The sequence below is a fragment of the Caproiciproducens sp. CPB-2 genome (genome assembly GCF_036287215.1).
Lineage (GTDB): Bacteria > Bacillota > Clostridia > Oscillospirales > Acutalibacteraceae > Caproiciproducens.
On record NZ_CP142860.1, the window covers coordinates 2,247,447 to 2,273,407 of the forward strand.

The 25,961-nt window shown below is 53.3% G+C and carries 25 protein-coding genes; 2 read left to right on the forward strand and 23 right to left on the reverse strand.

The window, feature by feature from the left end; all coding sequences use genetic code 11:
* Positions 1-260 precede the first annotated feature (260 nt).
* From VXK30_RS11195 to VXK30_RS11275, 17 genes are all read right to left on the reverse strand, one after another.
* Entirely contained in the window at positions 261-1,016 is a 756-nt protein-coding gene (locus VXK30_RS11195) for an ABC transporter permease (protein ID WP_275713712.1), read from the reverse strand.
* Entirely contained in the window at positions 997-1,800 is an 804-nt protein-coding gene (locus VXK30_RS11200) for an ABC transporter ATP-binding protein (RefSeq protein ID WP_275713713.1), read from the reverse strand. The genes VXK30_RS11195 and VXK30_RS11200 overlap by 20 nt, the downstream gene beginning before the upstream one ends.
* A gap of 12 nt (positions 1,801-1,812) precedes the next feature.
* Positions 1,813-2,781: an ABC transporter substrate-binding protein gene (locus tag VXK30_RS11205; protein ID WP_275713714.1), complete on the reverse strand. Its 969-nt coding sequence runs from the start codon at positions 2,779-2,781 to the stop codon at positions 1,813-1,815.
* A complete protein-coding gene (locus tag VXK30_RS11210) occupies positions 2,771-3,358 on the reverse strand; it encodes a UbiX family flavin prenyltransferase (protein WP_275713715.1) in 588 nt (195 codons plus the stop codon). Before VXK30_RS11210 ends, VXK30_RS11205 begins: the two co-directional genes overlap by 11 nt.
* Before the next feature lie 11 nt (positions 3,359-3,369).
* Positions 3,370-4,239, reverse strand: a complete 870-nt coding sequence (locus tag VXK30_RS11215) for a UbiA-like polyprenyltransferase (protein WP_275713716.1) — start codon at positions 4,237-4,239, stop codon at positions 3,370-3,372.
* Positions 4,226-5,926 carry a menaquinone biosynthesis decarboxylase gene (locus tag VXK30_RS11220; protein WP_275713717.1) on the reverse strand — a complete coding sequence of 567 codons (1,701 nt, stop codon included), beginning with the start codon at positions 5,924-5,926 and terminating at the stop codon, positions 4,226-4,228. The genes VXK30_RS11215 and VXK30_RS11220 overlap by 14 nt, the downstream gene beginning before the upstream one ends.
* 44 nt (positions 5,927-5,970) lie before the next feature.
* Positions 5,971-7,014 carry an FAD:protein FMN transferase gene (locus VXK30_RS11225; RefSeq protein WP_329493298.1) on the reverse strand — a complete coding sequence of 348 codons (1,044 nt, stop codon included), beginning with the start codon at positions 7,012-7,014 and terminating at the stop codon, positions 5,971-5,973.
* Between the two features lie 78 nt (positions 7,015-7,092).
* Positions 7,093-8,157, reverse strand: a complete 1,065-nt coding sequence (locus VXK30_RS11230) for a hypothetical protein (protein ID WP_275713718.1) — start codon at positions 8,155-8,157, stop codon at positions 7,093-7,095.
* 21 nt (positions 8,158-8,178) lie between these two features.
* Positions 8,179-8,724: a Gx transporter family protein gene (locus VXK30_RS11235; RefSeq protein WP_275713719.1), complete on the reverse strand. Its 546-nt coding sequence runs from the start codon at positions 8,722-8,724 to the stop codon at positions 8,179-8,181.
* 12 nt (positions 8,725-8,736) lie between these two features.
* Positions 8,737-9,126 (reverse strand): NusG domain II-containing protein, encoded by a 390-nt coding sequence (locus VXK30_RS11240; RefSeq protein WP_275713720.1) that lies wholly within the window; start codon positions 9,124-9,126, stop codon positions 8,737-8,739.
* A gap of 14 nt (positions 9,127-9,140) precedes the next feature.
* The gene (locus tag VXK30_RS11245) at positions 9,141-10,043 is read right to left on the reverse strand and encodes a UbiA family prenyltransferase (protein WP_275713721.1); all 903 of its coding nucleotides are present in this window, start codon (positions 10,041-10,043) and stop codon (positions 9,141-9,143) included.
* A 5-nt stretch (positions 10,044-10,048) separates the two neighbouring features.
* Positions 10,049-11,029 carry a polyprenyl synthetase family protein gene (locus VXK30_RS11250; RefSeq protein WP_275713722.1) on the reverse strand — a complete coding sequence of 327 codons (981 nt, stop codon included), beginning with the start codon at positions 11,027-11,029 and terminating at the stop codon, positions 10,049-10,051.
* On the reverse strand, positions 11,022-13,100 hold the full coding sequence (locus VXK30_RS11255; protein WP_275713723.1) for an NAD(P)/FAD-dependent oxidoreductase: 2,079 nt from the start codon (positions 13,098-13,100) through the stop codon (positions 11,022-11,024). Before VXK30_RS11255 ends, VXK30_RS11250 begins: the two co-directional genes overlap by 8 nt.
* A 501-nt stretch (positions 13,101-13,601) precedes the next feature.
* Positions 13,602-14,702, reverse strand: a complete 1,101-nt coding sequence (locus VXK30_RS11260; RefSeq protein WP_275713724.1) for a GerAB/ArcD/ProY family transporter — start codon at positions 14,700-14,702, stop codon at positions 13,602-13,604.
* Between the two features lie 43 nt (positions 14,703-14,745).
* The gene (locus VXK30_RS11265; RefSeq protein ID WP_275713725.1) at positions 14,746-14,958 is read right to left on the reverse strand and encodes a hypothetical protein; all 213 of its coding nucleotides are present in this window, start codon (positions 14,956-14,958) and stop codon (positions 14,746-14,748) included.
* Positions 14,959-14,973: 15 nt separating this feature from the next.
* Positions 14,974-16,116, reverse strand: coding sequence for a Ger(x)C family spore germination protein (locus VXK30_RS11270; RefSeq protein ID WP_275713726.1), 1,143 nt, complete (start codon positions 16,114-16,116; stop codon positions 14,974-14,976).
* Positions 16,109-17,680 carry a spore germination protein gene (locus VXK30_RS11275; protein WP_275713727.1) on the reverse strand — a complete coding sequence of 524 codons (1,572 nt, stop codon included), beginning with the start codon at positions 17,678-17,680 and terminating at the stop codon, positions 16,109-16,111. The genes VXK30_RS11270 and VXK30_RS11275 overlap by 8 nt, the downstream gene beginning before the upstream one ends.
* A gap of 159 nt (positions 17,681-17,839) precedes the next feature.
* Here VXK30_RS11275 and VXK30_RS11280 point away from each other — a divergent pair, with 159 nt between their 5' ends.
* Positions 17,840-18,505: an undecaprenyl diphosphate synthase family protein gene (locus VXK30_RS11280; RefSeq protein WP_275713728.1), complete on the forward strand. Its 666-nt coding sequence runs from the start codon at positions 17,840-17,842 to the stop codon at positions 18,503-18,505.
* Positions 18,506-18,519: 14 nt separating this feature from the next.
* On the opposite strand, the gene ytaF is transcribed toward VXK30_RS11280, so the two are convergent.
* Positions 18,520-19,137 carry a sporulation membrane protein YtaF gene (gene ytaF, locus VXK30_RS11285; protein WP_275713729.1) on the reverse strand — a complete coding sequence of 206 codons (618 nt, stop codon included), beginning with the start codon at positions 19,135-19,137 and terminating at the stop codon, positions 18,520-18,522.
* Positions 19,138-19,324: 187 nt separating this feature from the next.
* Between ytaF and VXK30_RS11290 the strand changes: the two genes are divergently transcribed.
* On the forward strand, positions 19,325-19,708 hold the full coding sequence (locus tag VXK30_RS11290) for a phage holin family protein (RefSeq protein WP_442867960.1): 384 nt from the start codon (positions 19,325-19,327) through the stop codon (positions 19,706-19,708).
* Positions 19,709-19,761: 53 nt separating this feature from the next.
* On the opposite strand, the gene VXK30_RS11295 is transcribed toward VXK30_RS11290, so the two are convergent.
* The 5 genes from VXK30_RS11295 to VXK30_RS11315 are packed head-to-tail and all read right to left on the reverse strand — an operon-like array spanning position 19,762 to position 25,948.
* Positions 19,762-21,018 carry a glycosyltransferase family 2 protein gene (locus tag VXK30_RS11295; protein ID WP_275713730.1) on the reverse strand — a complete coding sequence of 419 codons (1,257 nt, stop codon included), beginning with the start codon at positions 21,016-21,018 and terminating at the stop codon, positions 19,762-19,764.
* A gap of 31 nt (positions 21,019-21,049) precedes the next feature.
* The gene (gene rfbH, locus VXK30_RS11300) at positions 21,050-22,375 is read right to left on the reverse strand and encodes a lipopolysaccharide biosynthesis protein RfbH (protein ID WP_275713731.1); all 1,326 of its coding nucleotides are present in this window, start codon (positions 22,373-22,375) and stop codon (positions 21,050-21,052) included.
* A gap of 1 nt (position 22,376) precedes the next feature.
* A complete protein-coding gene (locus VXK30_RS11305) occupies positions 22,377-23,486 on the reverse strand; it encodes a DegT/DnrJ/EryC1/StrS family aminotransferase (protein WP_275713732.1) in 1,110 nt (369 codons plus the stop codon).
* Between the two features lie 13 nt (positions 23,487-23,499).
* Positions 23,500-24,195: a GNAT family N-acetyltransferase gene (locus tag VXK30_RS11310; RefSeq protein ID WP_275713733.1), complete on the reverse strand. Its 696-nt coding sequence runs from the start codon at positions 24,193-24,195 to the stop codon at positions 23,500-23,502.
* On the reverse strand, positions 24,182-25,948 hold the full coding sequence (locus VXK30_RS11315; protein WP_275713734.1) for a thiamine pyrophosphate-binding protein: 1,767 nt from the start codon (positions 25,946-25,948) through the stop codon (positions 24,182-24,184). Before VXK30_RS11315 ends, VXK30_RS11310 begins: the two co-directional genes overlap by 14 nt.
* Positions 25,949-25,961: the final 13 nt, after the last annotated feature.

Genomic DNA, 25,961 nt, shown 5'->3' on the forward strand with positions numbered 1-25,961 from the left:
CGATTTGAGGGAATTGGAAATCAGCATAATCATAATTTTCACAATAAAAGCAAACATGCCGCCCCCATAACGGAGCGGCATATCGCAAGAAACTTTCATCCGGAAGACTTATTACTATCTCTGGGCCCAAATTACTCATTTCTCATAGCACCCCACTATTTTACTAAAAAAAGGGCGGATTTGCAAATGTAAATGATGGCAGGGAATCATGAAAATGATACCTGCCGCTGCACGGATGCCCCAAACCGGGACCCGGCTCATCACCCGGCCGGCCGGCTCCACCTGCACAGCAGGTCCGAAAACAGGTCGATGGCGACAAACAGGGCAAAGCCCACAATGGAAATCACGATAATTCCCGTATACATGTCGATATAATCAATTCTTGACCACGCATCCAGAATGTAATATCCCATGCCGTATTTTGTTCCGTAGCCCTCCACGAAAAACAGGACGGATACCGCGGTTCCCAGAGAAACGCGGATGCTGGTGAACAGCTCCGGCAAAATGGCGGGCAGCGTGATATGCCGGATAATCTGCGCGGGGCCCGCTCCCGCGCTGACGGTTACCAGATAAACGGAGGGGTCGATGTTGCGTACGCTGTCCCTGGCGGCAACAATCACCTGAAAGACGATGATCAGAAAAATAATGGCGACCTTGGAGCCGTCCCGCATGCCCCAGAGGATCATGGCGACCGGCAGAAAGGCCGTCTTGGGAATGGGGTAACTGAAGTAGATGAGCGGATACAGAACCTTGTTGGCGCTTTCGGAATACGCCATCAGGACGCCGACCGGGACCCCCACCGCAAGGGAAAGGCCCAGACCGGCCGCGATTCTTTTCAGGCTGGCAAGGATATGGAGGAAAATATGGTTTGAAAAAGCGTCGCCGAAATTCCGGTAAATGACCGCCGGGTCCGGGATGACCGTCGTGTGCATCAAAAGATACGCCAGAAACCAGAGGACATTTAAAAGCAGGAAGCCCTGCAAAAACAGCAGGCACTTATTCAGCAGTCTGTTCAATATTGCCCCGCCTTTCGCCCTCCGGCCCTAATTTTTCATGAAGAATCCGTTTCGCTGTCAGATAATCCACCGACTCCGGGTCGGATTGCCCGAAATAAGGATTTTTCATCGAATACCGGAGCACTCCGCGGCGGTTCCCCATGACCGCAACGGTATTTCCCAGATACAGCGCCTCCTCAATGCTGTGGGTCACCAGAATCGTGGTCGGCCGGTTCCGCTTCCAGATCCGTAAAAACAGCTCCCGCGCGTCCTGACGGGTAATCGCGTCCAGCGCGGAAAAAGGCTCGTCCATCAGAAGCAGATCGGGGTTGAAAATAAACGCCCGCGCAAGCGCCGCGCGCTGGACCTGTCCGCCGCTGAGCTGCGCGGGATACCGATGGAGCAGCCGCGAAACATCCAGCGCGTCGCAGATCCCGCTGATCTCCCGCCTGCGCTCTTCGGTGACGGTCTCTCTGCGGAGTTTGAGCGGAAGCAGGCAGTTTTCCCCGACCGTTTTCCACGGCAGCAGCCCGCAGTTCTGGGGGATCACCCCGATCTTATGCGTTCTGGGATTCAGCGGCCGCTTTTCTCCTCCGGTCACGCTGGATACGCTGCCGCCGTCCAGAGGGAGCATCCCCGCCAGCGCGTTGATCAGCGTCGACTTGCCGCAGCCGGAAGGCCCGAGTACGGCAAGGACCTCCCCCTCCTCTATTTGCAGGGAGAGTCCTTCAATCACCGGCGTTCTGCCTTTTTTTGTTTTGTAGCTGACCGTTACCCTGTCGATTACAAGCATCTTGCTCTCCATAAACTTCCGCCGTTACGATGCGGAATAAACGTCATACACCATCTGGTCATACTGCAGGGTCGGCTTGCAGAGGCCCTTTTTGCTTGCCCACTGCACGGCGTTCTCCACTTCCGCTTTGGTGGGAAGCTTGCTGGTACGGAAGGGTTTCACCGTGATCTTGCCGATCATTTCTTCCGGGTAGCCCACCGCCTTGATCACGGTTTTTTCATATTTGCGGATATCCGTATGGTTCATATAGTCCACGGCCTCGTTATAGGCCTGATACAGCTTGTGGATCGCGGCGGCCTTGCTGTCCAGCGCGGTCTTCGAAAATGCGGAAACCGCCGGGTACAGCCCGAACTGGTTCGCGCTGCCCAGATAGACGGCGCCGTCGTTCAGCGCCAGAGTGGCGAAGGGCTCCGGCAGCAGGCCGAGGTCGATTTTTTTATTGCGCAGAAGCTCCAGACGGTCCGGAATTTTCGGCACTATTTCCTTCACAACGTCGTCGCCGGTCATGTCATTGTGGCTTAAAATATCTTCCAGCGTGTATTCGATCAGCGTTTTTTCGGAGATCGCGATGCTTTTCCCTTTGATCTGGCTGATGTCCCTGATGCCCGTGTCCTTGCCGGCTACAAGGATGTAGTCCCCGTCGGTAATCCCGGTGATCTTCACGTCCAGCCCGGCGTTCTGATACATGCAGACCCCGATAAAATCGGTCAGCACGCCGTCCAGTTCCCCCGCCTGCAGGGCGGCGTCCCGGTCCTTCGCGGAGGTAAAGACCTCCAGATCGAGCCGGAAGCCGTATTTGTCGGCGAGCTTGTTTTCATTGATCAGCACATAGGGAATCACGTCGGAGGACGACATCATCCCGATGCGGACGACCGGTTTCTCCGTACCCCCGGACACACTGCCCGGCGTACTGCCTGCAGTGTTTTGCGGCGCGCACCCCGCCGTGAATGCCATTAACAAAAGAACGAAAACTGCTATGATTTTATTTTTCATGGTTTCCTTTCCACCTTTGATAACAATCGTTTTCAATTTCAAGGCTGTCCAGCACCTTGCCCGCGACAAAACCGACGATTTCGTCCAAAGTCTGCGGATGCCCGTAAAACCCGGGCATGGCGGGCAGGATGGTCACGCCGAGCTCCGAAAGCTCGGCCATTCTTCTGAGGTGAACCGTCGACAGCGGCGTTTCCCGGGGGACCAGCACCAGCCTGCGTCTTTCCTTGATCATGACGTCGGCGGCCCGGGTCAGAAGCGTTTTGGTGATGCCGCAGGCGATTTCGGCCACGGTGGACATGGAGCACGGCAGAATCACCATGGCGTCGCACCGGAAAGAGCCGCTCGCGACCGGGGAAAACATGTTTTCATTGTCTTCCAAAACGATCTCTGCCCTCCCGCCGCCCCAAAGCCGCGCCTTTTCCTCCAGGACCGCCCCGGTTTCATAGGCCAGCACTTTACGGCCCTGTTCGGAAGCAATCAGATGGATTTCCAACTCCTGCTGCGACAGCGCTTCCATCACGCGAAGAAAATACGCGCTTCCGCTCGCCCCCGTGATTCCCACGATGATTCTCTTCATGTTATCCCTTCCTAAACAAACGCATCCAGAAGCCCGAACACCAGCAGGACGATGCTCACGAGCTGGTTCACGCTGTAGGACGCAATATTGACGTGGGTCAGATTGCCGGGCGACACCATCCGGTACTCCGCGGTAAACAGGACGGCGATGACCACCACACCCACATAATAGATCACGCCGAACTGCGGCACAAGAAGCCCGATGACGACGAGGCAGATCAGGGTGACGATGTGAAACAGCATGGCGATGCGCAGGGCGTTTTTCACGCCGAAGGCAACGGGGATGGAATGCAGCCCGTTCTGCCTGTCAAAGTCGTAATCCTGCGAGCCGTAGATAATGTCGAACCCGGCGACCCACAGGGTATTGGCGGCGCCCATAACGAGCGGGACCAGTGCGGGCTTTCCCGTGACGGCAAGCCACGCGCCGACCGGCGCGCAGGCGCAGGTAACGCCGAGGATCAGATGGCACAGAAAAGTGAACCGTTTGCAGTAGGAGTAAATAATCAGCAAAAACAAAGCGACCGGGGACAGGGCAAAGCAGACCCAATTCAGCCGGTACGCTCCGTACAGCATAACGAGGAAACAGACCGCGGTAAAAACAACGACCTCGCCTTTTTTCATTTCTCCTTTTGGAATCTGGCGGCCGGCCGTGCGCGGATTTTTCGCGTCGATCTTCGCGTCGATCACGCGGTTGACGGCGTTCGCGCCCGTGCGCGCCCCCAGAAAGCAGACCACGATCCAAAAGACGGTGGAAGCTCCGGGAAGGCCGTTCGCGGCCAGCACCATGGAAACCAGCGCAAAGCTGAAAGAAAAAATCGTGTGCGAAAACATGACCAGCTTGCCGTATGATTGAATCTTATCGATGATTTTAGTCAATCCCATATTCGTTCCACCTTTTGTCGACCTGCCGTTTCATCGCGTCCGTCATGACGATGTCATCCGGCCAGGGGCGGGTCAGGCCCTCCTGCTTCCATTTTTTCGTAGCGTCCACCCCGATCTTGAAATCGATGACCGCAATGTCCCTTTTGGCGTCTATATTATTGAACACCTTCCACATAACGGTGGAAAGGTCCCTCGTATCCACATCCTCGTCCACCACGATCACAAACTTGTCCGGGTGGTTCCAGAGGTAATTCTCGACCAGCTCCCTGCCCTTTCCCGGGCGGTCCTTGCGGACGGGCAGGATCCTGAAAGTATCGGTAACCTCGTCGTTGAAGCCCTTCGCGGGGCTGGCGGCGTCGATTCCCAGCCGGCACCCGTACAGCGCGCGGTTGGAGGAATGATCCAGCGCGTCCAGCGGGCCTTCCGAAAAAAGCAGGCTCTGCGGCCCGCTGACATTTTTCAGCACCGCGTCCCGCACGGCGGCCAGGTTCTGAACGTCCACGGATTCGTCCACGGCGACGATCAGCTTCGTATACATCATCTGCCCCATGCCCCAGACCGCGTTCATCACTTTGCGCGCGCAGCCGGGGTATTTGTTTTTGATCGAAACAATGGCGCAGTTGTGAAAAACCCCTTCCAGCGGCAGGTTCAGGTCCGTTAGCTCCGGAATCTGCATCCGCAGCAGCGGGAGGAAAATACGCTCCGTCGCCTTTGCCATGTAGCAATCCTCCATCGGCGGCTTGCCCACAACCGTGGCGGGATAGACGGCTTCCCTTTTATGGGTGATGCAGGTCACATGAAATTTCGGATAATAATCCGCAAGGGAATAATAGCCCGTATGGTCGCCGAACGGCCCTTCCAGCACCGGTTCTTCCGCGGGGTCGACGTAACCCTCCAGCACAAATTCGGCATCCGCGGGAACATAGATGTTATTCGTAATGCATTTGACCATTTTGACCCTTTTCCTGCGCAGCCATCCGGCCAGCATCATTTCATCCAGCATTTTCGGCAGCGGCGCGGTGGCGGCGTAGGTAACGGCGGGGTCGCACCCCAGCGCGACCGAAACCGGCATCCTCAGGTTCTGCTCCGCGTAACCGCGGTAGATTTCGGAGCCGTCCTTATGCTTGTGCCAGTGCATCGCGGTGGTGGTGCTGTCAAGGACCTGAAGGCGGTACATTCCGGCGTTCTGCCGCTTCGTTTTCCGGTCACGCGTAAAGACGATGGGAAGGGTAATAAACGGTCCCGCGTCCTGCGGCCAGCACTTCAAAACGGGCAGGGAGGACAAATCCACGAACCGTTCCACCACCTGCTGGCATTCTCCCCGAAACAGGCTTTTTCGCGGAAACGCGCTCAGCAGGCGGAACAGATGGGAAACACTTTTGATCAGCCGGGGAACGGACAGGCGGTTGACGATATCCAGATACTTCTGGATATCGTCCGCAATGTCGTCCAGCTTTTCCACGCCCAAAGCCATGCTCATTCTCTGATAGCTGCCCATCGCGTTCATCAGGACGGGATACCTTGACCCGTTTACCTCCTGGAACAGCAGGGCGGGGCCGTTGGCTTTGGAAACGCGGTCGGTGATCTCCGTAATTTCCAGCTCGGGCGACACGGGCGCGTCGATCTTCTTCAGTTCCCCGCTCGTTTCCAGTTTTCTGATAAAATCCTGAAGGCCTTTGTATGCCATCCGCGCATTCCCCATTTGCTCCATACTTTTTGAATCCGTGAAATTCAGCTCTTGATATATTTCTGAAAATGGTCGCTGTACTTGATCTCGTTGTCGGGAAGCACCCAAAGCGCTTCCGTATCCGGCAGCGTCCTGATATAAGCCAGCCCCTGCTCGTAAGGGACGTTGAAAATCAGCTTGCAGTAGATATCCGCCATACCGGAATCCGGCGTGATAATGGTGACGGCTTTAAAATAAGTAGACGGCATCAGGGTTTTCGGGTCTATGATATGGTGGTAGGTCTTGCCGTCCACCGTGTAATACCGCTCGTAAATCCCGCTGGTCACAACGGATTCATCCTTGATATTGATCGTGCAGAGGGACTTCTTCTCGCTTTCCTTATCCGGGTTCTGAATCCCGATATTCCAATCCTCCTGATTGACGCCCTTGTCGCCGATGGCCCGCACATTGCCGCCCACACTGAGAAGTGCGGAGTTGTAGCCGTGTTCCATCGCGATTTTCGCCACCTGCTCCGTCGCGTAGCCTTTTGCGATTCCGCCGACGTCCAGACTCATCTCCGGGTCTTCTAAATATACCGTGGAAGCTTTTTCATCGATGACGACCTTGCTGATATCCGTATGCTTCATAGCTTCTTTCAGGTCGGCCATTGGGGGCAGGGCGGCGTTTTCCGGGTCGTCTATCCCCGCTTCCCTGTACTGGTGCCATATTTTCAGCACCGAGCCCAGCGCGATATTGAAAGCGGAGCTGTTGTCCGCGCTTTCCTTTTTGCCCAGCAGGAGCATATCGATAATCTTCTTATCTACCTTGACCGGCTTCTTCCCCGCGTTGTCATTGATCGTTTTGATGTTGCTGACGCCGGGGTAATCATTATAAATATCGTAAAGTTCGTGGTAAACCTTTAGATTATTATAAATCAAATTGGAAAGGTTTGTAAACTCCTCTTTGGTTTCCGTATAAGCCACAATTTCCGTCATGGTGTCGAAAAGCTGTAAAAATTGCGCTTCATAGCGTGTTTTCTTACTGGTATTGCAGGCCGGAAGCTGAACGATCAGCGCCATGGCGAGAATCGCCGAAATCAGTTTTTTCACCCGTTTTCCACCTCAAAAAATGGAGAGGTAGAAATGAATCTACCTCTCGCGAATCACTTTGTGAATTGAGCTTTCCCGTTATTTTGCTCCGGAAACAGCCTTATCGATAACCTTGATGAAATCGCCGACATGCACGGTAACGGATGCGGTCAGTTCCTTATCGGTCGCCTTGCCTTCGGAGTCAACGGCAATCCCCTTGACTTCGTCCAGCGTTTTGCCGACTACATACTTCGCAAAGGCAGCGGCTTCTTCGTTCCACTCTTTGCCGATCTTGGAAGCCTTCTTCATGCCGTAAGCGTCGCCCAGTTCGTTCTTCGTCTTCTGCTCCGCTTTCAGGTCGGACGTAATCTTGCCCGCTTTGGAGAAGTTCACGTTGGTCTGGGAAGCGTCGATGATGCAGCTGGTGATTTTGCCGTCGGCGCCGGTGGTGGTAACGGTGTAGTAGGAATAAGCCTGCGCAAGGCCGTCTTCGGCACCGGCATCCTTGGAGCCGGAAATGCTGGTCTCAATGCCGAGGCCCAGCTTGTCGTCCGCTTTTGCGCCGTTATCGGCTGCATTGGCGACTGCCTTTTCAACGGCGGCGATAAAGTCGCCGACATGGATGGTAACGGATGCGGTCAGTTCCTTATCGGTTGCTTTGCCCTCGCTGTCGACGGCAATGCCCTTGACCTCGTCCGCTGTTTTGCCGACTACATAGCTTGCAAACGCGTCGGCCTGCTCGTTCCATTCCTTCTTGATGCCGGAAGCTTTGCCAAGGCCGTACTCTGTGCCGAGTTCCTGCTTGGACTTCACGACGGTGTCAAGCGGGGTCAGAACTTTTCCGGCGTCGGAGAATTCGACTTTGCTCTGGACTGCGTCGATCAGGCATTTTGCGATTTTGCCGTCCTGGTCGACTGCGACGGCCACAACAGTGGAATCCGCCTCTGCAAGGCCCTTTCCGTCTTTGACATCCGTGGATTTCGCGATAGAGGTAATGACGGCAAGACCTGTTTTCCATGTACCGGACGCCGGGGTCGATTCAGCGGCCTGTGAGCTCACGGCGGGCTGAGAAGCCGCGGAGCTGGCCGTGGTGGTTGTGCCGCATCCCGCAAAGCTGACTGCGGTAATCGCTGCGGCTAAAAATGCTGCTAGTGCTTTTTTCATATTTTCCTCCAAAATTTCAATTTATTTACTGAAGCCGATCTTTTTTAAAGCCGGCAGAGTAACCTTGAGCAAGGCGGATGTCGCCGCGCCCGCTATCACGCCCGAAAGTAACAGCACGGGAGCATACGCCCACAGAAACAGATTCGTATATAAAAGGGAAACCGCAGCCATCTGCCCGATATTGTGAAAGACCGCGCCCAGAATACTAATCATCAGGTAAGAGATTTTTTCCTTGAAAAGAAATAGAAACAGGATCATGCCCAATACGGAAAGAAGCCCGCCGCAAAAGCTCAGCAGCGCCGCAACCGCGCCTCTGGTCAGAAACACAAAGACGGATTTCAGCACCGCCAGAAGCAGCGCTTCCTTTTTTTCAACGAAAAAAAGGGAATACATCACCACAATATTGGACAGCCCGAGCTTGACGCCGGGAACCGGAACGGGAATCTGTAGCTGGTTCTCGACAACGGACAGCACAAGGACCACCGCAAAAAGAAGGCCCGTCAGAACCATCCGTCTGATCCTCAGGGAGTTGATCTCACGTTTCGTCAGGTTTTTGTCTTCAGCCATTCTTTGTTTTCCTCATCCAATCACAGCATCCAGATCGTCCGAACTGCGCTGATCCTTCGCCACTATTTTCATTACGATGCCGTTCGGAAGGCAGGCCGCGCTCTCACCGATCATGTGGAGCCTGCCCGCGTGGATACAGACTTTATCCGGGCAATTGGATTCCTCAAAGCAAATGCTGCCATCTTTAAAAACGTGAAAAATCACATTCTTATTCTGCTCAATTGAAAAGCGCTTATCCACTCCCGCCGTCAGATCGACCGTGTCCACCAGCTCCGATTTGTAATAGATCTCGGCTTTCGCCGCCTTCTTCCCAACGATGGACTGATAGGAAAACCACGCGGCCGCACAGACCACAAGCGCAACGGCAAGAATCACAAGATCGGTTTTTTTGACAAATTTCATCGATAAACTCCGCCTCAGTTAAAAAAACCGCCGATAAAAATCAGCAGGCTGTTGGTACCCACAAGGATGACGTAATTTTGGACCGAAAGGACAAACGTTTCCTCTTTCTGCTGTTTCTTTTTGAACCGGTTAACATTGTTCCTGATGGGAACGATCGTCAACAGGGATAACAGACAGACAGAAGGCAGGATTTTCAAAAACACCATCCCGACAACCGAGACATACGAAACGGAATACAGCCCCGCGAATACGGACAGGGCCTTTTCGCCAAGATAATACGGGAGCGTGTATCGTTTTGCCCCAATGTCTTTTTCCAGATCGCACAGGTTGTTGGCGAGCATAATGTTTGCGGTCGCGCAGGCCGGCGTTACCGAAAGCAGCGCGAGCGAAAAAAGCGGAAAAAGATTCAAATCCAGATGAAGCGTTTGAAAATCAAATGCAAAAGTCAGGAAGGTTCCCGCGGGCATATTGATGTACAGTAACAGGAAAGGGATGAACAGCCCGTAAAACACGCCGGAAAAAAGCTCTCCCAGCGGCTGACGGGAAAGAGGGATCGGGCCCCACGAATAGAGCACCCCGAACAGAAAGCACAGCCCGCCCAAAAGCAGCACGACCGCGTCCGTCAGAAAGGCCAAAGCCAGCCCAAGAGCCGTACTGACCAAAAGCAGAAGAAAAATGGTTGCCTTCGCCGTCGAGCGGCGGAAAGGCAGGAGCTCCCCGGCCGTTTTGGCCCCCTCATAATTATTGATTGCCGTAGCGGTTAAATCAAAGAGAAGCATGGAACCGAAAAAGAGCAGGGTCAATGTCCAGTTTACCGGCTGCTTTTTGTAAGAAAGATACGCAAGCGCCATCAAAAAGGCAAAGACGCTGGTGATTTTTGTCCGCAGCTCCACAAAATTCAAAAACCTTTTCAGCATCGTTTTTATAACCCGCGGTAAGCTTTATCTAAAATAGACTGAAGCCTTTCTTTTTTCGTTTCGGAAGCGCCCAGCTCCCGGATCATTTTAAAGGCCTTGTCGTAATACTTTTTTGAAACTGTCTTTGTGTAGCTCAGGCCTCCCGTTTCCGCCACGGCGGCATTGATTTCCTCCCTGGAAATCTTTTCCGCCCTCGCCTTTTCCTTGAAAGCGGCGCGCGTCTGAAACGCATAGATCAGCGGAAGGGTGATGACGCCCTGCTCGTAGTCGGACTGGACCGGTTTTTTGGCCAGCTGCCGAGGCGCTTCAAAGTCAATGCAGTCGTCGGTAAGCTGAAAGATCATGCCGATCAGGTGGCCAAGGCGCATGTATTTCTCCACCGCATCCTTCTCCTCCTCGCAGAGGATCGCCCCCGCGTAAAAGGAAGCCTCAAAGAGGGCCGCGGTTTTCCCGGAGATAATCCTGAGATAGCCCGCAACGGAAAGGTCCAGATTGTAATTGTTCTGGTTCTGCCTTAACTCACCCAGACAGATTCTGGTCATGTAATCGGGAATATTGAAATCCAGATAATCCCTCTTGTTCGGTATGGAAGCAGCCTGTTCAAGAGCCAGACAGAAAAGATAGTCCCCGCAGATAACGGCGGTGCGCTTTCCGTATTTTTTCTGGAGAGTGACAAAGCCCCTGCGGAGATCGGCGTTGTCGATGACGTCGTCATGCACCAGCGTGGCCAGATGCAGAACCTCTATCGCGGAAGCGAGCTTCACCGCGTTGGGATGAAGCAGCCCTTCCCTGTTTTCGGCACAGGCAAGCAAAGCGCGGGAACGAAGGAACTTGCCCCAGGAAAGAGTCAGGTGCTGCGTATAATTGCGGATGGGTTTAGGAGAGGCGGACAGCAATCTGCCCACCTCCTGTTTTACCTGTTCCGCCGCGTCGTCAAAAGTAAGAAATTCAACTGCGGCATTTTCTGCAGTGTGTTCATTAATCATTGTAAATATATAACTTTCTTGCGAATTTCACATTTTTCCAGTGCTTTTTCAGATACGGCATCGCGTAATAGTCCAGTCCAAAGGCCCTGCCTCCGCCGATCAGGACCGCGATTGCCGCGAAAATCATCCAGAAGGTGTTGAGGTACAGGCCCGTGGTGCAGACGAACATGACCTGAAGAACCAGCGAAAGCCCGGAGGACAGCGTGGTAAACAGGCCGCCGATCAGCGACAGGCCGATCAGGATTTCCGCAACCACAATAAAGATCTGCATAAAAAGCTGTACCTTGGGGTTGGGGAGAATAAACGTACTGACAAACCAGTTCATCAGCGGCACGTCAAGCTTGAACGCCAGATCGTTCAGCGTGGATTTCGCCAGCTCCTTGCCGCTTACAAAGATCACCTGGAACCAGCCGAGGAAACTGAAATTCATCAAAACCTGCCCGACGGCCGCAGCGGCGGCACCCGCCGCCTGACCGGCCGCGTCGGCGGCGCCGGACGTGGCGGAGGAAATCGCGTCTACCGCAACGGAAGCCGCTCCGGCTACCGCGTTTACTGCATTCGCCGCACCGGTGGCCGCAGTGGTGGTCGCGCTGCTTGTCGCGTCCGGTGTGGCGCCGCCGGCGGCCGCACCGCTCAGGATGGTGTTGTACCATGTGTTTGCGCCGCCGAAGAAACCGGTCAGCTGGGGAGAATTGAACCAGCCTTCCACAATCTTCATAACGCCTTCATACAGCCAGACCATACCCAGCCAGATCCGGAGAGCGACGAGCAAAAAGCTCGGGGTTTTATTGGAGAAGTGGCCGCCGACAAAGCTTCTGTCGTGGCGCACCGTAAAGAACTCATGCTTCATATAGCTGAAAATCTTGTTCCAGCCAAGGACCTGAATGAAATAGATGATATTGATAAAATGCTTCGCGAACATGGCGAGGAAGGACGGAAGGCTGAACATGTGGTTCGGCAGGCCGACATGGGCGACGCCGTAACGGCCGCCCACACAAACCATGACCCCGTGGAACTTCGGTTTGTACGCTTCCATTTCGCCCGTGCCGGTAAGGGCGGCGATGATATTTTTCGCGGCGACGCCGGAGCTTTGCTCACAGTTTTCGACCAGCTGCGGAACCGGCATCTTTTCGCCTTCCGGCGTATAAAGGATATCGTCGCCGACGACATAGACGTTCGGATTATCCACGGAACGCAGATAAGCGTCGGTCTGGATTCTTCCGCGGCGGGCCGACTGGAGCACCTTTGCCGCCTCGCCCGCAATTTCGGCGCTTTCGATTCCCGCCGTCCAGATCACGGTGCCGGCAGTTTCGCGGGTTACCGTCTCGCCGTTCTTGATTTCAATATAGTCTTTGCCAATGCTGACGACACCGGAGTTCAGCTTGAGGCCAACGCCCATTTTGGAAAGGCGTCTTTCTATTTTGTCGGAAAGTTTGTCAGGTAAAATCGGCACGATGCGCGGAAGGACATCCACGTCGTAAATCGTGACGAGGGAGCGGTCGATTTCGTATTTGTCGCAGAGGACCGGCACATACTCGGCCAGCTCTCCCACCATTTCAATTCCCGTAAAGCCCGCGCCCACGACATAAAACGTAAGCAGCTTTTTCTTTTCTTCCAGATCGGTCTCGCGGGCGGCCTTTCTGAAGAACTCGTGGATATGATCCTTCAGATGCACGGCGTCGTCGTACGACCACAGCGTGTGGGCGTATTCCTCCGCTCCCGGGATGCCGAAAAAGGAGGGTTTGGAACCGGCCGCAAGCACAAGGTAATCGTAGCCGTAGCTTTCGCCGGTTCCGGTTACGGACTTCTGCTCAAAATCAATGGACTGAATCGTATCCAGCCTGACGTTTACCTTTCTTCCGGCAAACACCCTGCTGAGGCTGATCTTGATGCTGTCTTCATCCACCCGTCCGGCAGCCACCTCGTGCAGTTCGGTCAGCATGGTGTGGAACGGATTTTTATCAATAACGGTAATGCTGACGTCCTCTTGCTTTTTCAGCCGTTTGGCTAATTTTTTGGCGGTCAGCAATCCCGAATAACCCGCACCGATAATCACGATTTTTTTCTCCATAGCAATCCTCTTTCAAAATAAAGAATAATTCACAGTGTCGAAAAACTTGTCAGGCGCCGAGAAATTGTGCAAGACAAGGCGGCAAACACAGCCAACGCAGTAAGCAAAATTGTAAAACAATTTTGCGGTTGCGCGACTTTATCGACAGCCTGAATATATAAATATACCTCGACAATATTATAACAAGCAATTTCAATAAGTCAATATGCGTAAATTGATAAGGAATGCCGCTATATTGTTGGAAAAATAAAGAAATCTTATCCAATGAGACAAATTTTTAAATTCAAATAATAAGAATTAATATTATTTTTCCTATCAAACAGCGGAAAAATTGTTTCTTTCTTGAAATCGCTTTCAAATTATGAGACATATGATAAAAATTTAACTCTTAAAAAATTTTTTTTGATTTCCGCCTGGTTCATCTAAAAAAATCCTCTGAAAACGATCCCGAACGAACCTTCGCCGGACGGTTGCGTGCGGCGAAGACGCCGCTGTTTCCGTTTACGCGGGTTTTTCCGCCGCTTTCCCCTGTATGCGCGCCCTGATTTCACCGCCGATCCAGATCATGAGCGGGATGACGATCTGGAAAGGAATGGAGTAAATTTTATAAAATTCCAAAAAGTTAATCATTTCCATCGTGTTCCGGTAAAGGATAACGCAAAGGGCCAGCATGCTGAGGCCGACCGGAAAAATCAGTTTTTTGCAGCTCTGTATATTGAACAGACTGGACAGCCCTTTGGACGCCGCCAAAAGACAAACGGTAATTTTGGTGATTCCACCCAAAATAAAGTTCGTTGAGATAAAGCCTTCCACCCTGGCAAGAAAATCACTGAGGCTGATGATCCTGGTCGCCACATAAGAGGGAAAAAGCTCCGCCTTCAACAGGGTCGCGCCCAGAACCGAGATATTTCTCAGCGCGACAGTCAGCATAATCAAAGCCCCCAGCACTTCGCCCCAAACATATATTTTGAAAGGATTGTCCTCTTTTTTAACAGAATCGGCCAGCGCCAAAAACAGTACCGTTTCGGCAAGCGGAAAGCTGAAAAGCGAATAGGAGCTGCTTAGAATTTCTTTGGTGCTGTATTCCATAACGGGCAGAAAATTGCTCGCATCCAGCCGATTGTACAGCAGCAGTATCGTAATAAACATAAAGGAAACGATAATGGCAAGGCTTATCAGCGACCACTTTCCCAAAATCTGCACGCCGCTTTTCGCCATGTAAACAACCACCACGATCATCGCCATCATCAGCGCAAGCTGCGGAGTTTCCGGCATAGACGTTATTTCCACAAACTCGGAGAAATTCCTCAGGACCATTGCTCCCAGGTGAAGAGCGTACCAGGAAATCAAAACGGTCACGATTTTCCCTGCAATTTTTCCGAACAGGATTTCCACTGCCTCAAAAATATTTTTTTCCGGAAACAGCTTGATGATTTTCGCGTAAACCAGAACCGTTGGAATCGCAATGACCTGCGACAGGAGCAGAGCAATCCAGGAATCCTGTCCCGATTCGGAGTTTCCACCCAGCACAACGCTGCTCCCGCAGATAAAAACGATAAGAATGCATATGGCCTGACGCACTGAGAGGTACTGTTTCTTCATCGGAGCATGTTCCTTTCCATGTTAATCATTTCTTTTTTCTATTTTACCGTACAGGGAAAATTCCGACAATCTGCTGGATGGCCTCGGAAGGGCCGGGAAGAAAAATATCAAACGTATACAGAACCAGCACGCAAAAGCTGGCCGCGAGAAGTACGGAATAAATCCAGGTGATCTTTTTTTCACCGTTTTTGACAACGGGGATAAAATCGGTAAGAATAACGACCAAATATAAACTGATTACAAGAAACGTTATCAAGGCGCATCCCCACTTTCAACTGTGCTTAAGAAAGGCGGTATTGACGATATTTACTTTGGATTGCACCTCTACCTGTACGGACGGAAAGATTTTATCCCACTGGGGTTTCAGCTGCTTCCAAAGCTTCAGGTCCTTTTTATAGATCATATTGCCGAATCCGAAAATATCCGAGTTGTATTCCTTTTGGACCTTCCGAATAACGCCCTCGGTCTTCTCTTTGATCATTTCCTGTGCTTTCTGTTCAATTTTGCCGGTCGTTTTTTCATCCAGCAGATCCACCTCCGCTTCGGATTCGTCTACAAAGACATCGGTTTCGGTCTGAAGGGTCACCTTCAGCTTCCCTCCTGAATAAGAATAGGAAGATTTCGTCGTGCTTTTTGCAATTTCGAGCGATATGTCCGGGCTGCTCTGCTCCTCAGAGGATAAGGTCAGGATTCCGCCGTGAAGGCCGTCCACCGCAGCCAAATAATATTTGCCGTCCTCCGGGGACAGGCGCCCCACCATTTTATTCCCTTTGAAAATCGCTTCACCGTTCGATTCCACGACCATTTCCCCATCGTTTGCCACATCGCGGAAAACCGGGAGAGTAAGGGACTTACCCTCGCCTTTTAAAACACTGAACGCGCGATACAGCTGAATGTTTTCTATGGTGCCCACGGTGCTCTGGTCACCATCAAGAATCTTCTTGATTTCATAGGAGACGACCGAATTGTCAAGCCCATAGAGACTCAGAATATCTTTCGCCGTCCTTTCCTCGGAAACGACGATCTCCACCGTTTCACGGCACTCCTCGTCGGATAAAAACCAGACGAGCACATTGTCCAGCTTTCCGCTTTCGGCAAGCTCATTGCCTATGATCAGGATCTCGTTATTGCCCCAATACAGCTTGTTGAGCAGCCTTTTCTTTGCATTTCTGACCGCGTCCATCACCGTTTTGCCCCGCGACTCCACAAGTTTGGCTTTGGTGCCCGCTTCGTCTTGAGAGGTGGTTAAATCGATGACTTCACAGCTGAGCAAATACTCCTGAGTGTCCGGATCCAGGTCGATCCCCACACCCGCGACAACTGTGATTTCGTTCAGTCCCCGGTAACTCCAACAGCCCGACAGGAAAAACAGCAGCACAAAGCTCATCACCAGGCAGACTATTTTCTTACTCATGATTTCCTCCGTTGCTTTCTCCAGGACTGCTCTTCATCCGCACAAGATTATTTGTCATTGACTTTGTTCTTGTAAGCATTTCCCACCATGGCGCCCTGATAAAAGTATCCTTGATTTCCTGGAACTGAAGCGACCCGTTGAAGTGAAGCTGAGAAACTCCGAACGAGTGCAGATTCAGAATATGGATGAGCACGGCCGAAGAGCCCAGAACAAATCCGAATAACCCAAAGCAGGTAGCCATCGCCAGCAGGAACACGCGCGTATAAATCACCGGCGCGTTCATTTTAGGAACCAGCAGGCCGGTGATCCCCGTAAGCGCGACGACAATGATCATGGGAGCGGCCACCAGACTGGCATCCACCGCGGCTTGTCCGATCACAAGAGCGCCGACAATGCTGAGCGGCTGCCCGATATTGGAAGGCATGCGGATTCCGGTTTCACGCAGAATATCAAATACGGCGAGCATGATAAACGCTTCCGCGGCGGCTGGCAGCGGCACGCTCTTTCTGGAGCTGGCTATGCTGATCAAAAGCTGGGTAGGCAGCATCTGCTGTTGAAACGCCACAATTGCGACATAGAGCGCCGGAACGCCGATCGTCAGGAAAAATCCCAGGATACGCACAAACCGCGACAGGGAGGTATAGTAAAAGCTCAGGTAATAATCCTCGCTGCTTTGAAAATTTTCAATAAAAAGATAGGGAACGGTCAGTACGACCGGCGTTCCGTCCAGAAAAATAGCGATCCTGCCTTCCAGAAGCTTTCCCACGACGACGTCGGGGCGCTCCGTATACCCCGTCGTGCGGAAAGGGGACCACATGGAATCCCTGGTCAGCTCGGTAATGTAGTTGGTGTCCAGAACCCCGTCGATATCGATCAATTCGAGACGGCGGTAAAGCTCTTTCAGAATATTTTTGTTGACAATTTTATCGATATAGCAGATACAGGCTTTGGTTCTTGTGACCTTTCCCATCGTGGTAAATTTCATTTTCAGCTCATTGGTACGCACTTTGCGGCGGACCAGCGAAAGATTCTGGAGCAGGGATTCGTTAAACCCTTCCCTGGGTCCCGAAAGGATTTTTTCATTTTCCGGCTCGTCCATCGAGCGGGTTATAAATCCTTTGGAATTCAGAACGACGGCTTCCTCCACGCCCTCCACAAATAAAATGGTGTCGCCGTAGGTGACGGACTCCACAATTTCTTTTATTTCCTTCGTTTTTTTGATCTCGTTGATGAAAACGACGTTTTCGATCAGATCGTCGGCGAGGGGCTCGTCCGGATGCCGGCCGGCCGCGTCGGAAAGCATCAGCGGCTTGATGATATTTTCGTTGATGATCTCTGAATTGACCACGCCGTCGCAATAGACGATGCAGTATTTCAGGTCTTTGTCATGGTTGTTCTGAAAATACCTGACAATCAGGATGTCCACATCGGTAAAAAGCTTTTTGACGATTTCCACATTGGTATTCAGCGACCGGCTCAAATGATTTTCGTCCAGCTTCCGATTCAGATTCTCAACCTGTTCTGTTACAACCGTATTTTTTCGCTTTGAAGAAAAATGAAACATATCCGACCCTCCGCGTGAAACAATTGTTTTTATTATTGCATATCGTTGAGAAAATATGTAAATTGCATGGAAGTTCCGCAAAGCCCCGCCTTCTTTGAGTATAATTGTTTCTGTTTTATGCAGACTATTCTCTGAACATCAAACGAATCGGAGAGAAAAATGAGCAGGTTATCTTTCGGCAGACTGCCCCGGCACATTGGGATTATTCCGGACGGCAACAGACGATGGGCTGAAAAGAACGGATATGAAAAACAGGACGGCTACAAATTCGGGATTTCACCGGGATTTGAGCTCTACAAAACCTGTCTTGAGCTCGGGATTCAGGAAATGACTTTCTACGGCTTCACCATCGACAACACGAAGCGTCCGTCCGTTCAGACAAAAGCCTTTCAGAGCGCCTGTGTGGACGCGGTCAGGAACCTTGCCAATCAGGACGCCGACCTCTTAATCGTCGGCAATACGGAGTCGCCGTTATTCCCGAAAGAGCTTCTGCCTTATTCCAAAAGGGTGCGTTTCGGCCGAGGCCTTATGAAAGTCAATTTCCTTGTGAACTACGGATGGAACTGGGACTTAAACTGCTCCCTGAAAAACAGCGAAGCCGGCATCGGAGGCAACATGGCAAATACGATCGCATCCTCCGATATTTCGAGAATCGATTTGATCATCCGCTGGGGAGGAAGACGCCGCCTGAGCGGCTTTCTGCCCATTCAGTCCATCTACGCGGACATTTATGTGCTGGACGAGCTGTGGCCGGATTTCAAACCCGAGCAGTTTTACCGGGCCCTTACATGGTATCAGGACCAGGATGTCACCCTCGGCGGCTGATTTTCGGCACCGGATCAGATCAGCATCTCAAAAATTCCGAGCGCAATGACGATCCCGCCCGAAATCAGCGGGACAAACCGGGAAAGCGACTTCGGAATGCATCCTCTTCCCACACGGTACCCCAGGGTAATGGAAAACATACTGATCAGAAAAGTAAAAATCGTCGTGGCGCATATGTTCAGCCCCGAGATGCTCGCGCCAACACCCATGCCGAAATTATTGACGGTCAGCGCCAGAGCCAGAATTGCGGACTCTCGGACATCGATCGTTCCCGAACTGTCCAGATCCGCTTTTTCGGGGTCTTTGAGCATGGTATTGAGATTCACCTTTTCCTCCTGTCCGGCTTCGTCTTCTTCCCGCGGCTTTTTAAAGAAATCCCTGAGAAACCAAAGTCCGATGAGAATCAGGAGGATGCTGCCAAGCGTATTGGATACCGACGCGGGGAAAAACCGGCCGATGATCCCGCCGATCCACATGGAAAGGAAGGTGCCGGCGCCCGTGATAACGGCAATCAGAAAATTAATAAAAAAATTCATTTTAATTTTCCGCATTCCAAAGGTAATTGCCACGGTAAAATTGTCAAGGTTTGCCGACAGCGCAAATAATAATACGGATATCAGATACAAATTCACTCACCGCCAAAACATTATTTCTACCATAATAATGTCGGCGGCAAATTTATGTGATTGAATTTTTTAATCGAATAATGGCTTAACAATAACTGTCAGCCGCCGTAAAGGATATCGCGGCGGTATTTCGTCAAAACTATATCTGTCCGTACCAAATCCATTTTGCGTGCGGTACAGGAGGGATGAATAAATGACACACGAAGGGCATATGGATACCGAGCATTCAACGCAGTCAGCCGGTTCGGAATTTCTCCGCTGGTTTGGCAGAATGATCATTACAGCAGTCGTTCTTGCAGTCGTATCGTTTTTGACCCCGGGCTTTTCCATCCGAGGATTATGGTCATTTCTGCTTGCTGCAGTAGTCATCAGCGTGATTGACTATCTGGTGGAAAAGATGATGAAAGTGGACGCAGCTCCCTTTGGGAAAGGATTGAAAGGATTTATTATATCCGCAATTATCATCTACGTCGCACAGTTTTTAGTCCCCGGCATGAGCGTTTCGATTATCGGCGCCATTCTGGGAGCTTTGGTCATCGGCATTGTCGATGCGGTCTTTCCAGTCAGAGTCATGTAGCATGGAGTAATTCCTGAAACATTTGTAAAGGAGGTCTGAAAAGCGAAACGCTTTCAGACCTCCGTCTTTTGATTTAAAAAACAATAATAATAGCCGCGGGCACTTTTTATCTCAGCCATCCCCAGACTCCCGAAAAGCGTCCTGATGCGTTCATGCAGCTCCTCAGCCGGCGCGGTACAGACAATCTGGCCGCCGTCCTTCAGGATTCCTTTCAGGTCGCCGGCCAGTCCCTCCAGGTCGCCGATCTGGTCCATTTCGCTTTCCAGAACGATGATGTCATAGGTTCTTGAACCGAACAGGGGTACCAGAGCGTCCATATCCGCATGCGTGCAGTATTCGCAGATGGAAGAAAGGTCGGCCATGTTATCTTCCCTTCCGGAAAGATAATACAGCTTGATATCGGCCGCGCCCTTTTCCTTTAATAAATTTTTGATCTGAAGCAGGGTCGCGCCGCAGGACATGCCGATTCCCAGAATGTTTTTGCCGCTGCCGCCGTCGTAGTTCAGCACGGTCAGGAGCGTGCCGTCAATAAACGCGGCCTGCCACGGATGGACGCCGAATTTGCTGATAAACAGGTTCAGATTTCTTTGCGCCAGATTATTTTTTGCATATTCCGCATTAAAGGTCACGGAACCGAAATGATGCACAAACGTGTCTTTTGCCAAAATGAGTTTATAACCCGCCCTGCGGATGCGGAAGCTGATGGCGTCGTCGTCATAGGCCCCGGGATTGAAATCCTCGTCAAATCCTCCCAGCTCCTTCTGCAGGCTCGTGCGGAACAGGCAGGTGTAGGTGACAAGCTTCATCTTCTCTTCCCAGAGGCACGGGTTGCTCATGTTGTACGCCTGAGCCATCCGCTGCATTTCCGGGATCGACTGATAGGGAAGGTCCACCTGCTGCCCGTTGGAGGACGCGCTGCACACCGGCACGACCATCCCGATTTTTTCATCCGATTCCATACAGGCGATCAGGTTGTCAAGCCAGTGGGCGGTAACGACAATGTCGTTGCTCAGATTCAGGGTATATTTTCCCTGTGCGATTCTGAACCCGCAGTTGACTGCTTTGTCCACCCCGACATTTTCGGGGAAACTGATTTTTTTGCTGTTGGGCAGGCTGTTGAAGAACTCTTCCGTCCCGTCCGTGGAGCCGTTATTGACGGTAATCAGCTCAAAATCGATATGGGAGGTATATTGGAACAGGCTTTCCACACACAGCTTCGTATAACTGAGATGATTGTAGGCGAGCAGGACAACGCTCACGGCCGGCGTGTGCCGGTCTTCCGATTTTGCTGGTACAGGTTCCGTATTCATCACCGCTTTCTTGTGCCGGTCCCGGCTGAAATCAGGACATAAACCGGTCGATCGTCCGGATAACATACTCGATCATTGCGTCGCTCAGCCCCGGATACACGCCGATAAAAAAGGTGTTGAGAAGAACATCGTCCGTGTGCTCCAGGCTGCCGCAGACCCGGTGACGGATATTCCGGTAGCCGGGGTGGCGTAAAATATTCCCCGCAAACAGCATCCGCGTTTCGATCTGGTTTTCCTCCAGAAACCGCACAATATCCCTGCGGGAAAACGCGGCTTCCTTTCTGACCGTCAGCGGCAGGGCGAACCACGAGGGGTCGGCCTTCGGCAGAGAGCGCGGCAGCAGAAAGCTGTCCTGATATTTTTCCAGCGCGCGGTACAGCCGCCGGAAATTCCGCTTCCGCTTTTCGCTGAAGGACGGCAGCTTTTTCAGCTGTTCGATCCCCATGGCGCACTGAATGTCCAGCGGCTTCAGATTGTAGCCGATATTGCCGTATACATATTTGTGGTCGTAGCCGTACGGCAGGCTTTCATAGGTGTGGTCGAACCGATGGCCGCAGGCGCCGTTGGGGTTCTGTTCGCCCGTGCGGCAAAAGCAGTCCCGTCCCCAGTCGCGCAGGGACAGGGCCTGACGGTACAGGTCGAGGCGGTTGGTCAGCACCGCGCCCCCCTCCCCCATGGTGATATGGTGGGCGGCGTAAAAGCTGTAGGTCGAAAAATCGCCGAAGGTACCGCAGAGCTTCCCGTCGTAACGGGAATCCAGCGCGTCGCAGGTGTCCTCAATGACATAGAGATCATACCGGCGGGCAAAGTCCATGACCGCGTCCATCTGCGCGGGGTTGCCGAGCGTGTGGGCCAGCACAACCGCGCGGGTAAGGTCCGACCTTGCGTCTTCGAGCCGGCCGGCGTCCAGATTATAGGTTCCCTCCTCAACATCGACAAAGACGGGGACAAGCCCGTTTTGCAGGAGGGGATTCAGCGTAGTGGGAAAGGCAAGCGCCGGTGTAATCACTTCGTCCCCCGGCCCGAGCGGATTTTCCAGCCGGGGCGAGCACAGCGCCCCGACCGCGACCAAATTGGCGGACGACCCGGAATTGACAACCAGCCCGTACCGCATCCCGGTATAGGAAAGGAACTGTGTGAGAAACTCTTTGCCCTTCGGTCCCAGCGTCAGCCAAAAGTCCAGCACGCTGTCCACCATGGCCTGCATTTCCTTTTCGTCAAATACCCTGCCGGAATAATGCACCCTTGTTTTTCCCGGGACAAACGGTCTGTCCTGTTCCCTGAGCTCATAAATACGGGCGACACGGTCGAGGATTTCCTGCCGGAACTTTTGCTCCGCTTCCATACGCTCCTCCATATCAGCCCCCCCGCATCAGCCCCGTCAGGCTGGAACACACGAAATCGATATCGTCTTCTTCCAGATTTGCCGCCGACGGCAGGGAGATCCCGCGTTTTTCCACCAGCGCCGCGACCGGGTTTTCAAAGCGCTGTTTGTAGACGGGGAAGCGGCTCATCTGCGGAAATCCGGGACGCGCATGGATGTTCAGCTTCCTTAGCCCGGCGAGGATTTCGTCCCTGTCCGCCGTTACCGAATCCTCCAGCAGAAGGGAGGGATAGCAGTAATTGCTTCTGCAGCCCGGCTTTTCCCGGACGATTTTCAGGCCCTTCACATCCTTCAGACGGGTATCGTACCAGTCGAAAATCCGCCTTTTTTTCGCAATCAGCTCTTCTACACGTTCCAGCTGCGCAAGGGCGAGCGACGCGGAAACATTGCTCATGACATATTCAAAGCCCAGAAGATCCGACCAGAAAACAGCCTCGCGGTCGGTGCGGCCCATGTCGGCCAGAAGCTTTGCGCGCTGGTAGACGTCCTCGTTGTCGGTCAGAAGCACGCCGCCTTCCCCGCTGACCGTCATCTTTGCGCCCTGAAAGCTGAAGCACGCGGCGTCGCCGAAGCCGCCGACCGGTTTCCCGTGGTACTGCGCCCCAACCGCGGGCGCGGCGTCCTCTATGACAAAGAGGCCGTATTCCTTCGCGATGCCCATGATCTCATCCATTTCGGCGGGGTGCCCGAACGTGTGCACCAGCATGACGGCCTTTGTCTTTTTCGTAACGGCCTTTCGGATACACGCCGGATCGATCGTCCAGGTGTCGGGGTCGATGTCCACAAAAACGCAGTCCGCGCCGGTATAGGAAACGGCGTACGCCGTCGCCACCCAGCTGAAATCGGTGACGATCACTTCATCCCCCGCTTTCAGCCCTACGGCGGCCGCGGCAAGGTGCAGCGCATGGGTGCAGCAGTGGGTCGCAATGGCGTATTTGACCCCGACGTAATCCGCGAACGCTCTTTCCAGCTTTCTGATGTACCCGTCGAAATTTTCGTACCATCCGTTCCGGACCGCGTCCGTGACGTAGGCCACCTCTTTTTCCGTAATGGACGGCCCCGCAAAGCTGATTTTTTTCCTCAAGGCAAATCCTCCTTCAAATGGGAATGGTATCGTTTTGCCGCTTCCATTTTTTGATATCGAGCTTCATTTGCATATAATGCTTTTCCGCCCGCTGGTGGCGTTTGGTTTTCGATTCCGACCAGGATTCGCCCCGCGCCGTGAAAGCCCGGTAAAGGGGAATGTCCCCCGAGGGATAAAAGCCGTTTCTCCTGTAAAAGGCGATTGCCCGCGTATTGTCGGACAATACGCGCAGCCGCACCTGCCGGAGCTTCAATTTGCGCAGGCCCCAGCGGATCAGCGTATTCAGCGCAAACGCCATCATCCCCGGATATCCGATTTTCAGCCCCCGGACGACGGCGTCGATTTCACTGGAGCGGCGGCGGTAGTCAAAAGACGAAAAGCCGATATGCCCCACCCTCGCGCCATCCGCGGCTACGATCAGGAACAGGACCCGGTCATCCCGCGCGATAATCCCGTCCAGCCATTTTTCGGTGCTCCCGGCGGTCGCTTCGAATTGAGTCGGGGACATATGGGGATTTTCATTCCGCCATCCGGCAAACAGGGCGGCGCAGTCCGGAACCGCATAGCGGTACTCCTTTGTGACGGGACGCAGGTATCCCTGAATGATTCCGTGCCGGTCATAGACGGGAAGATAGAGAAACGGCTCGTAGGGGCTGATCCGTTTGACCGCGTCCAATGTTTTTTTCACATACTTTTTATAATGGCGCATCGTCATTCCCTCCCCCGCCGTCATAGAGTCCGATCAGCATATTTTCAGCAAGCTCCGTCCGCGGCAGCAGCGGTTCCTGATCTTCGATGGGCCGGTTGACGGACAGCTTCGGCCACACCTGCGTATCCTGTTCGAGCCGGATATCGATCAGGACGGGGTCGTTGGATTCCAGCAGGGGCCGGACGGCGAAAAGCTCCTCCGGTGTTTCCACCCGGACGCCCGCGATGCCGTAGGCTTTTGCGATTCTGCAAAACTCCGGGGCCTCGTAATCCTTCACGGTGGCACAGAAGCGGTTTTCAAAATACTGCTCCTGAAAATGGCGGATCATCCCCAGGCAGCGGTTGTTCATAACGATGATCTTCACGGGGATACGGTTCCGCTTGACGGTCTCCAATTCCTGAATGTTCATCTGCAGCCCGCCGTCCCCGTTGATGGAAAGGACGGCTCCCCCGCTTCGCTTTCCGAAGCTTGCGCCGATCGCCGCCGGCAGGGAAAAGCCCATCGCTCCCATTCCCCCGGAAATCAGCATCCGCTGTCCTTTCCGAACGGTCATGGACTGCGCCGCCCACATCTGGTTCTGCCCGACGTCAAGACAGAGGATGTCGTTTTCCCCCGTCATGGCGGAAATCCTGGAAAGGATATAATTGGGGTCCGGCATTTCCGGCTTCTCCACAAATGGGTAACGCTTCCTGTAGCCCTTCACGCGCTCGATCCACGGGCCGTAAGCGTACTCCCCTTCGGGAATCTGATGAATGTGCCCCCGCATTTCCGCAAGGAACCGCCCCGCGTCCATGGCAACGGCAACCTCATCCTCTTTGACTTTTCTGCTCAGCTCGTTCCCGTCGATATCCACCCGGATCAGCCGGGCCCCGCGCGCGAAGCTGCTCACGTTTGTGCCGGTCTGGCGGGTGTCCAGCCTTGTGCCGAGCGCGAGGATCAGGTCGCTGTTGGCAATAGCCAGATTGGCGCAGCGGTTGCCGTACACACCGATCATCCCGAAATAATTGTCGTGGGTGCCGTCGTACGCGTCGCGTCCCATCAGCGAGCTGACCACCGGGATTCCCGTCGTCTCGGCAAAGCGGCTGAAAAGCTCCTGGGCGCAGGAAAGCCGCACCCCTCCGCCGGCCAGCAGAACCGGCCTGCGGGCACGGCGGAAATACTCCACAACCTTTTCGGGGCTGAACGAATCGGCCGTTTCTCCGGCTGCCTCGTATCCCTCAAGGGCGCGGGCATCCACCTCCGCCCGCTGGACGTCCATCGGGATATCCAGCAAAACGGGGCCCTTCCTGCCGGAATTGGCGATATGAACCGCCTTTTCCAGCTCATAACGGATTTTTCGGGGGTCCGTGATGCGCACGGCGTATTTGACAATCGGTGCGGCAACGCTGACAATATCGGTTTCCTGAAAGCCCCTCTGCCGGATGGGAAGGTCCCCCTTGTATTCGTAGGTGTTTACCTGACCGGTCAGGTAAAGGCAAGGGATGGAATCGAAATATGCGCTGCCGATCCCCGTGATCAGATTGGTGGCGCCGGGGCCGCTGGTCGCGACCGCCACGCCGATGTCGTTGCGTACTCTCGCGTAGCCCTCCGCGGCAAAAGCGGCTCCCTGCTCGTTGCAGGCGGCGATAAACCGGAGGTCGCCGCGCCGGTACAGGGAATCCACCAGATGGGTCACGGCGCCGCCCTGATAGCCGAACACATAAGTACAGCCGTATTCCGCCAAAAACTCCGCGATATAATCGGACAGCTTCAAAGCAGCCTCACCT

Coding starts and splice junctions, on each gene's coding strand:
- VXK30_RS11255 (WP_275713723.1), bottom strand. CDS start 13,100: ATGGAGAAAAAAATCGTGATTATCGGTGCGGGTTATTCGGGATTGCTG.
- VXK30_RS11295 (WP_275713730.1), bottom strand. CDS start 21,018: ATGAATACGGAACCTGTACCAGCAAAATCGGAAGACCGGCACACGCCG.
- VXK30_RS11290 (WP_442867960.1), top strand. CDS start 19,325: ATGACACACGAAGGGCATATGGATACCGAGCATTCAACGCAGTCAGCC.
- rfbH (WP_275713731.1), bottom strand. CDS start 22,375: ATGGAGGAGCGTATGGAAGCGGAGCAAAAGTTCCGGCAGGAAATCCTC.
- VXK30_RS11215 (WP_275713716.1), bottom strand. CDS start 4,239: ATGGGATTGACTAAAATCATCGATAAGATTCAATCATACGGCAAGCTG.
- VXK30_RS11245 (WP_275713721.1), bottom strand. CDS start 10,043: ATGCTGAAAAGGTTTTTGAATTTTGTGGAGCTGCGGACAAAAATCACC.
- VXK30_RS11260 (WP_275713724.1), bottom strand. CDS start 14,702: ATGAAGAAACAGTACCTCTCAGTGCGTCAGGCCATATGCATTCTTATC.
- VXK30_RS11200 (WP_275713713.1), bottom strand. CDS start 1,800: ATGGAGAGCAAGATGCTTGTAATCGACAGGGTAACGGTCAGCTACAAA.
- VXK30_RS11210 (WP_275713715.1), bottom strand. CDS start 3,358: ATGAAGAGAATCATCGTGGGAATCACGGGGGCGAGCGGAAGCGCGTAT.
- VXK30_RS11235 (WP_275713719.1), bottom strand. CDS start 8,724: ATGGCTGAAGACAAAAACCTGACGAAACGTGAGATCAACTCCCTGAGG.
- VXK30_RS11280 (WP_275713728.1), top strand. CDS start 17,840: ATGAGCAGGTTATCTTTCGGCAGACTGCCCCGGCACATTGGGATTATT.
- VXK30_RS11270 (WP_275713726.1), bottom strand. CDS start 16,116: ATGAGTAAGAAAATAGTCTGCCTGGTGATGAGCTTTGTGCTGCTGTTT.
- VXK30_RS11250 (WP_275713722.1), bottom strand. CDS start 11,029: ATGATTAATGAACACACTGCAGAAAATGCCGCAGTTGAATTTCTTACT.
- VXK30_RS11220 (WP_275713717.1), bottom strand. CDS start 5,926: ATGGCATACAAAGGCCTTCAGGATTTTATCAGAAAACTGGAAACGAGC.
- VXK30_RS11275 (WP_275713727.1), bottom strand. CDS start 17,680: ATGTTTCATTTTTCTTCAAAGCGAAAAAATACGGTTGTAACAGAACAG.
- VXK30_RS11205 (WP_275713714.1), bottom strand. CDS start 2,781: ATGAAAAATAAAATCATAGCAGTTTTCGTTCTTTTGTTAATGGCATTC.
- VXK30_RS11240 (WP_275713720.1), bottom strand. CDS start 9,126: ATGAAATTTGTCAAAAAAACCGATCTTGTGATTCTTGCCGTTGCGCTT.
- VXK30_RS11310 (WP_275713733.1), bottom strand. CDS start 24,195: ATGCGCCATTATAAAAAGTATGTGAAAAAAACATTGGACGCGGTCAAA.
- VXK30_RS11230 (WP_275713718.1), bottom strand. CDS start 8,157: ATGAAAAAAGCACTAGCAGCATTTTTAGCCGCAGCGATTACCGCAGTC.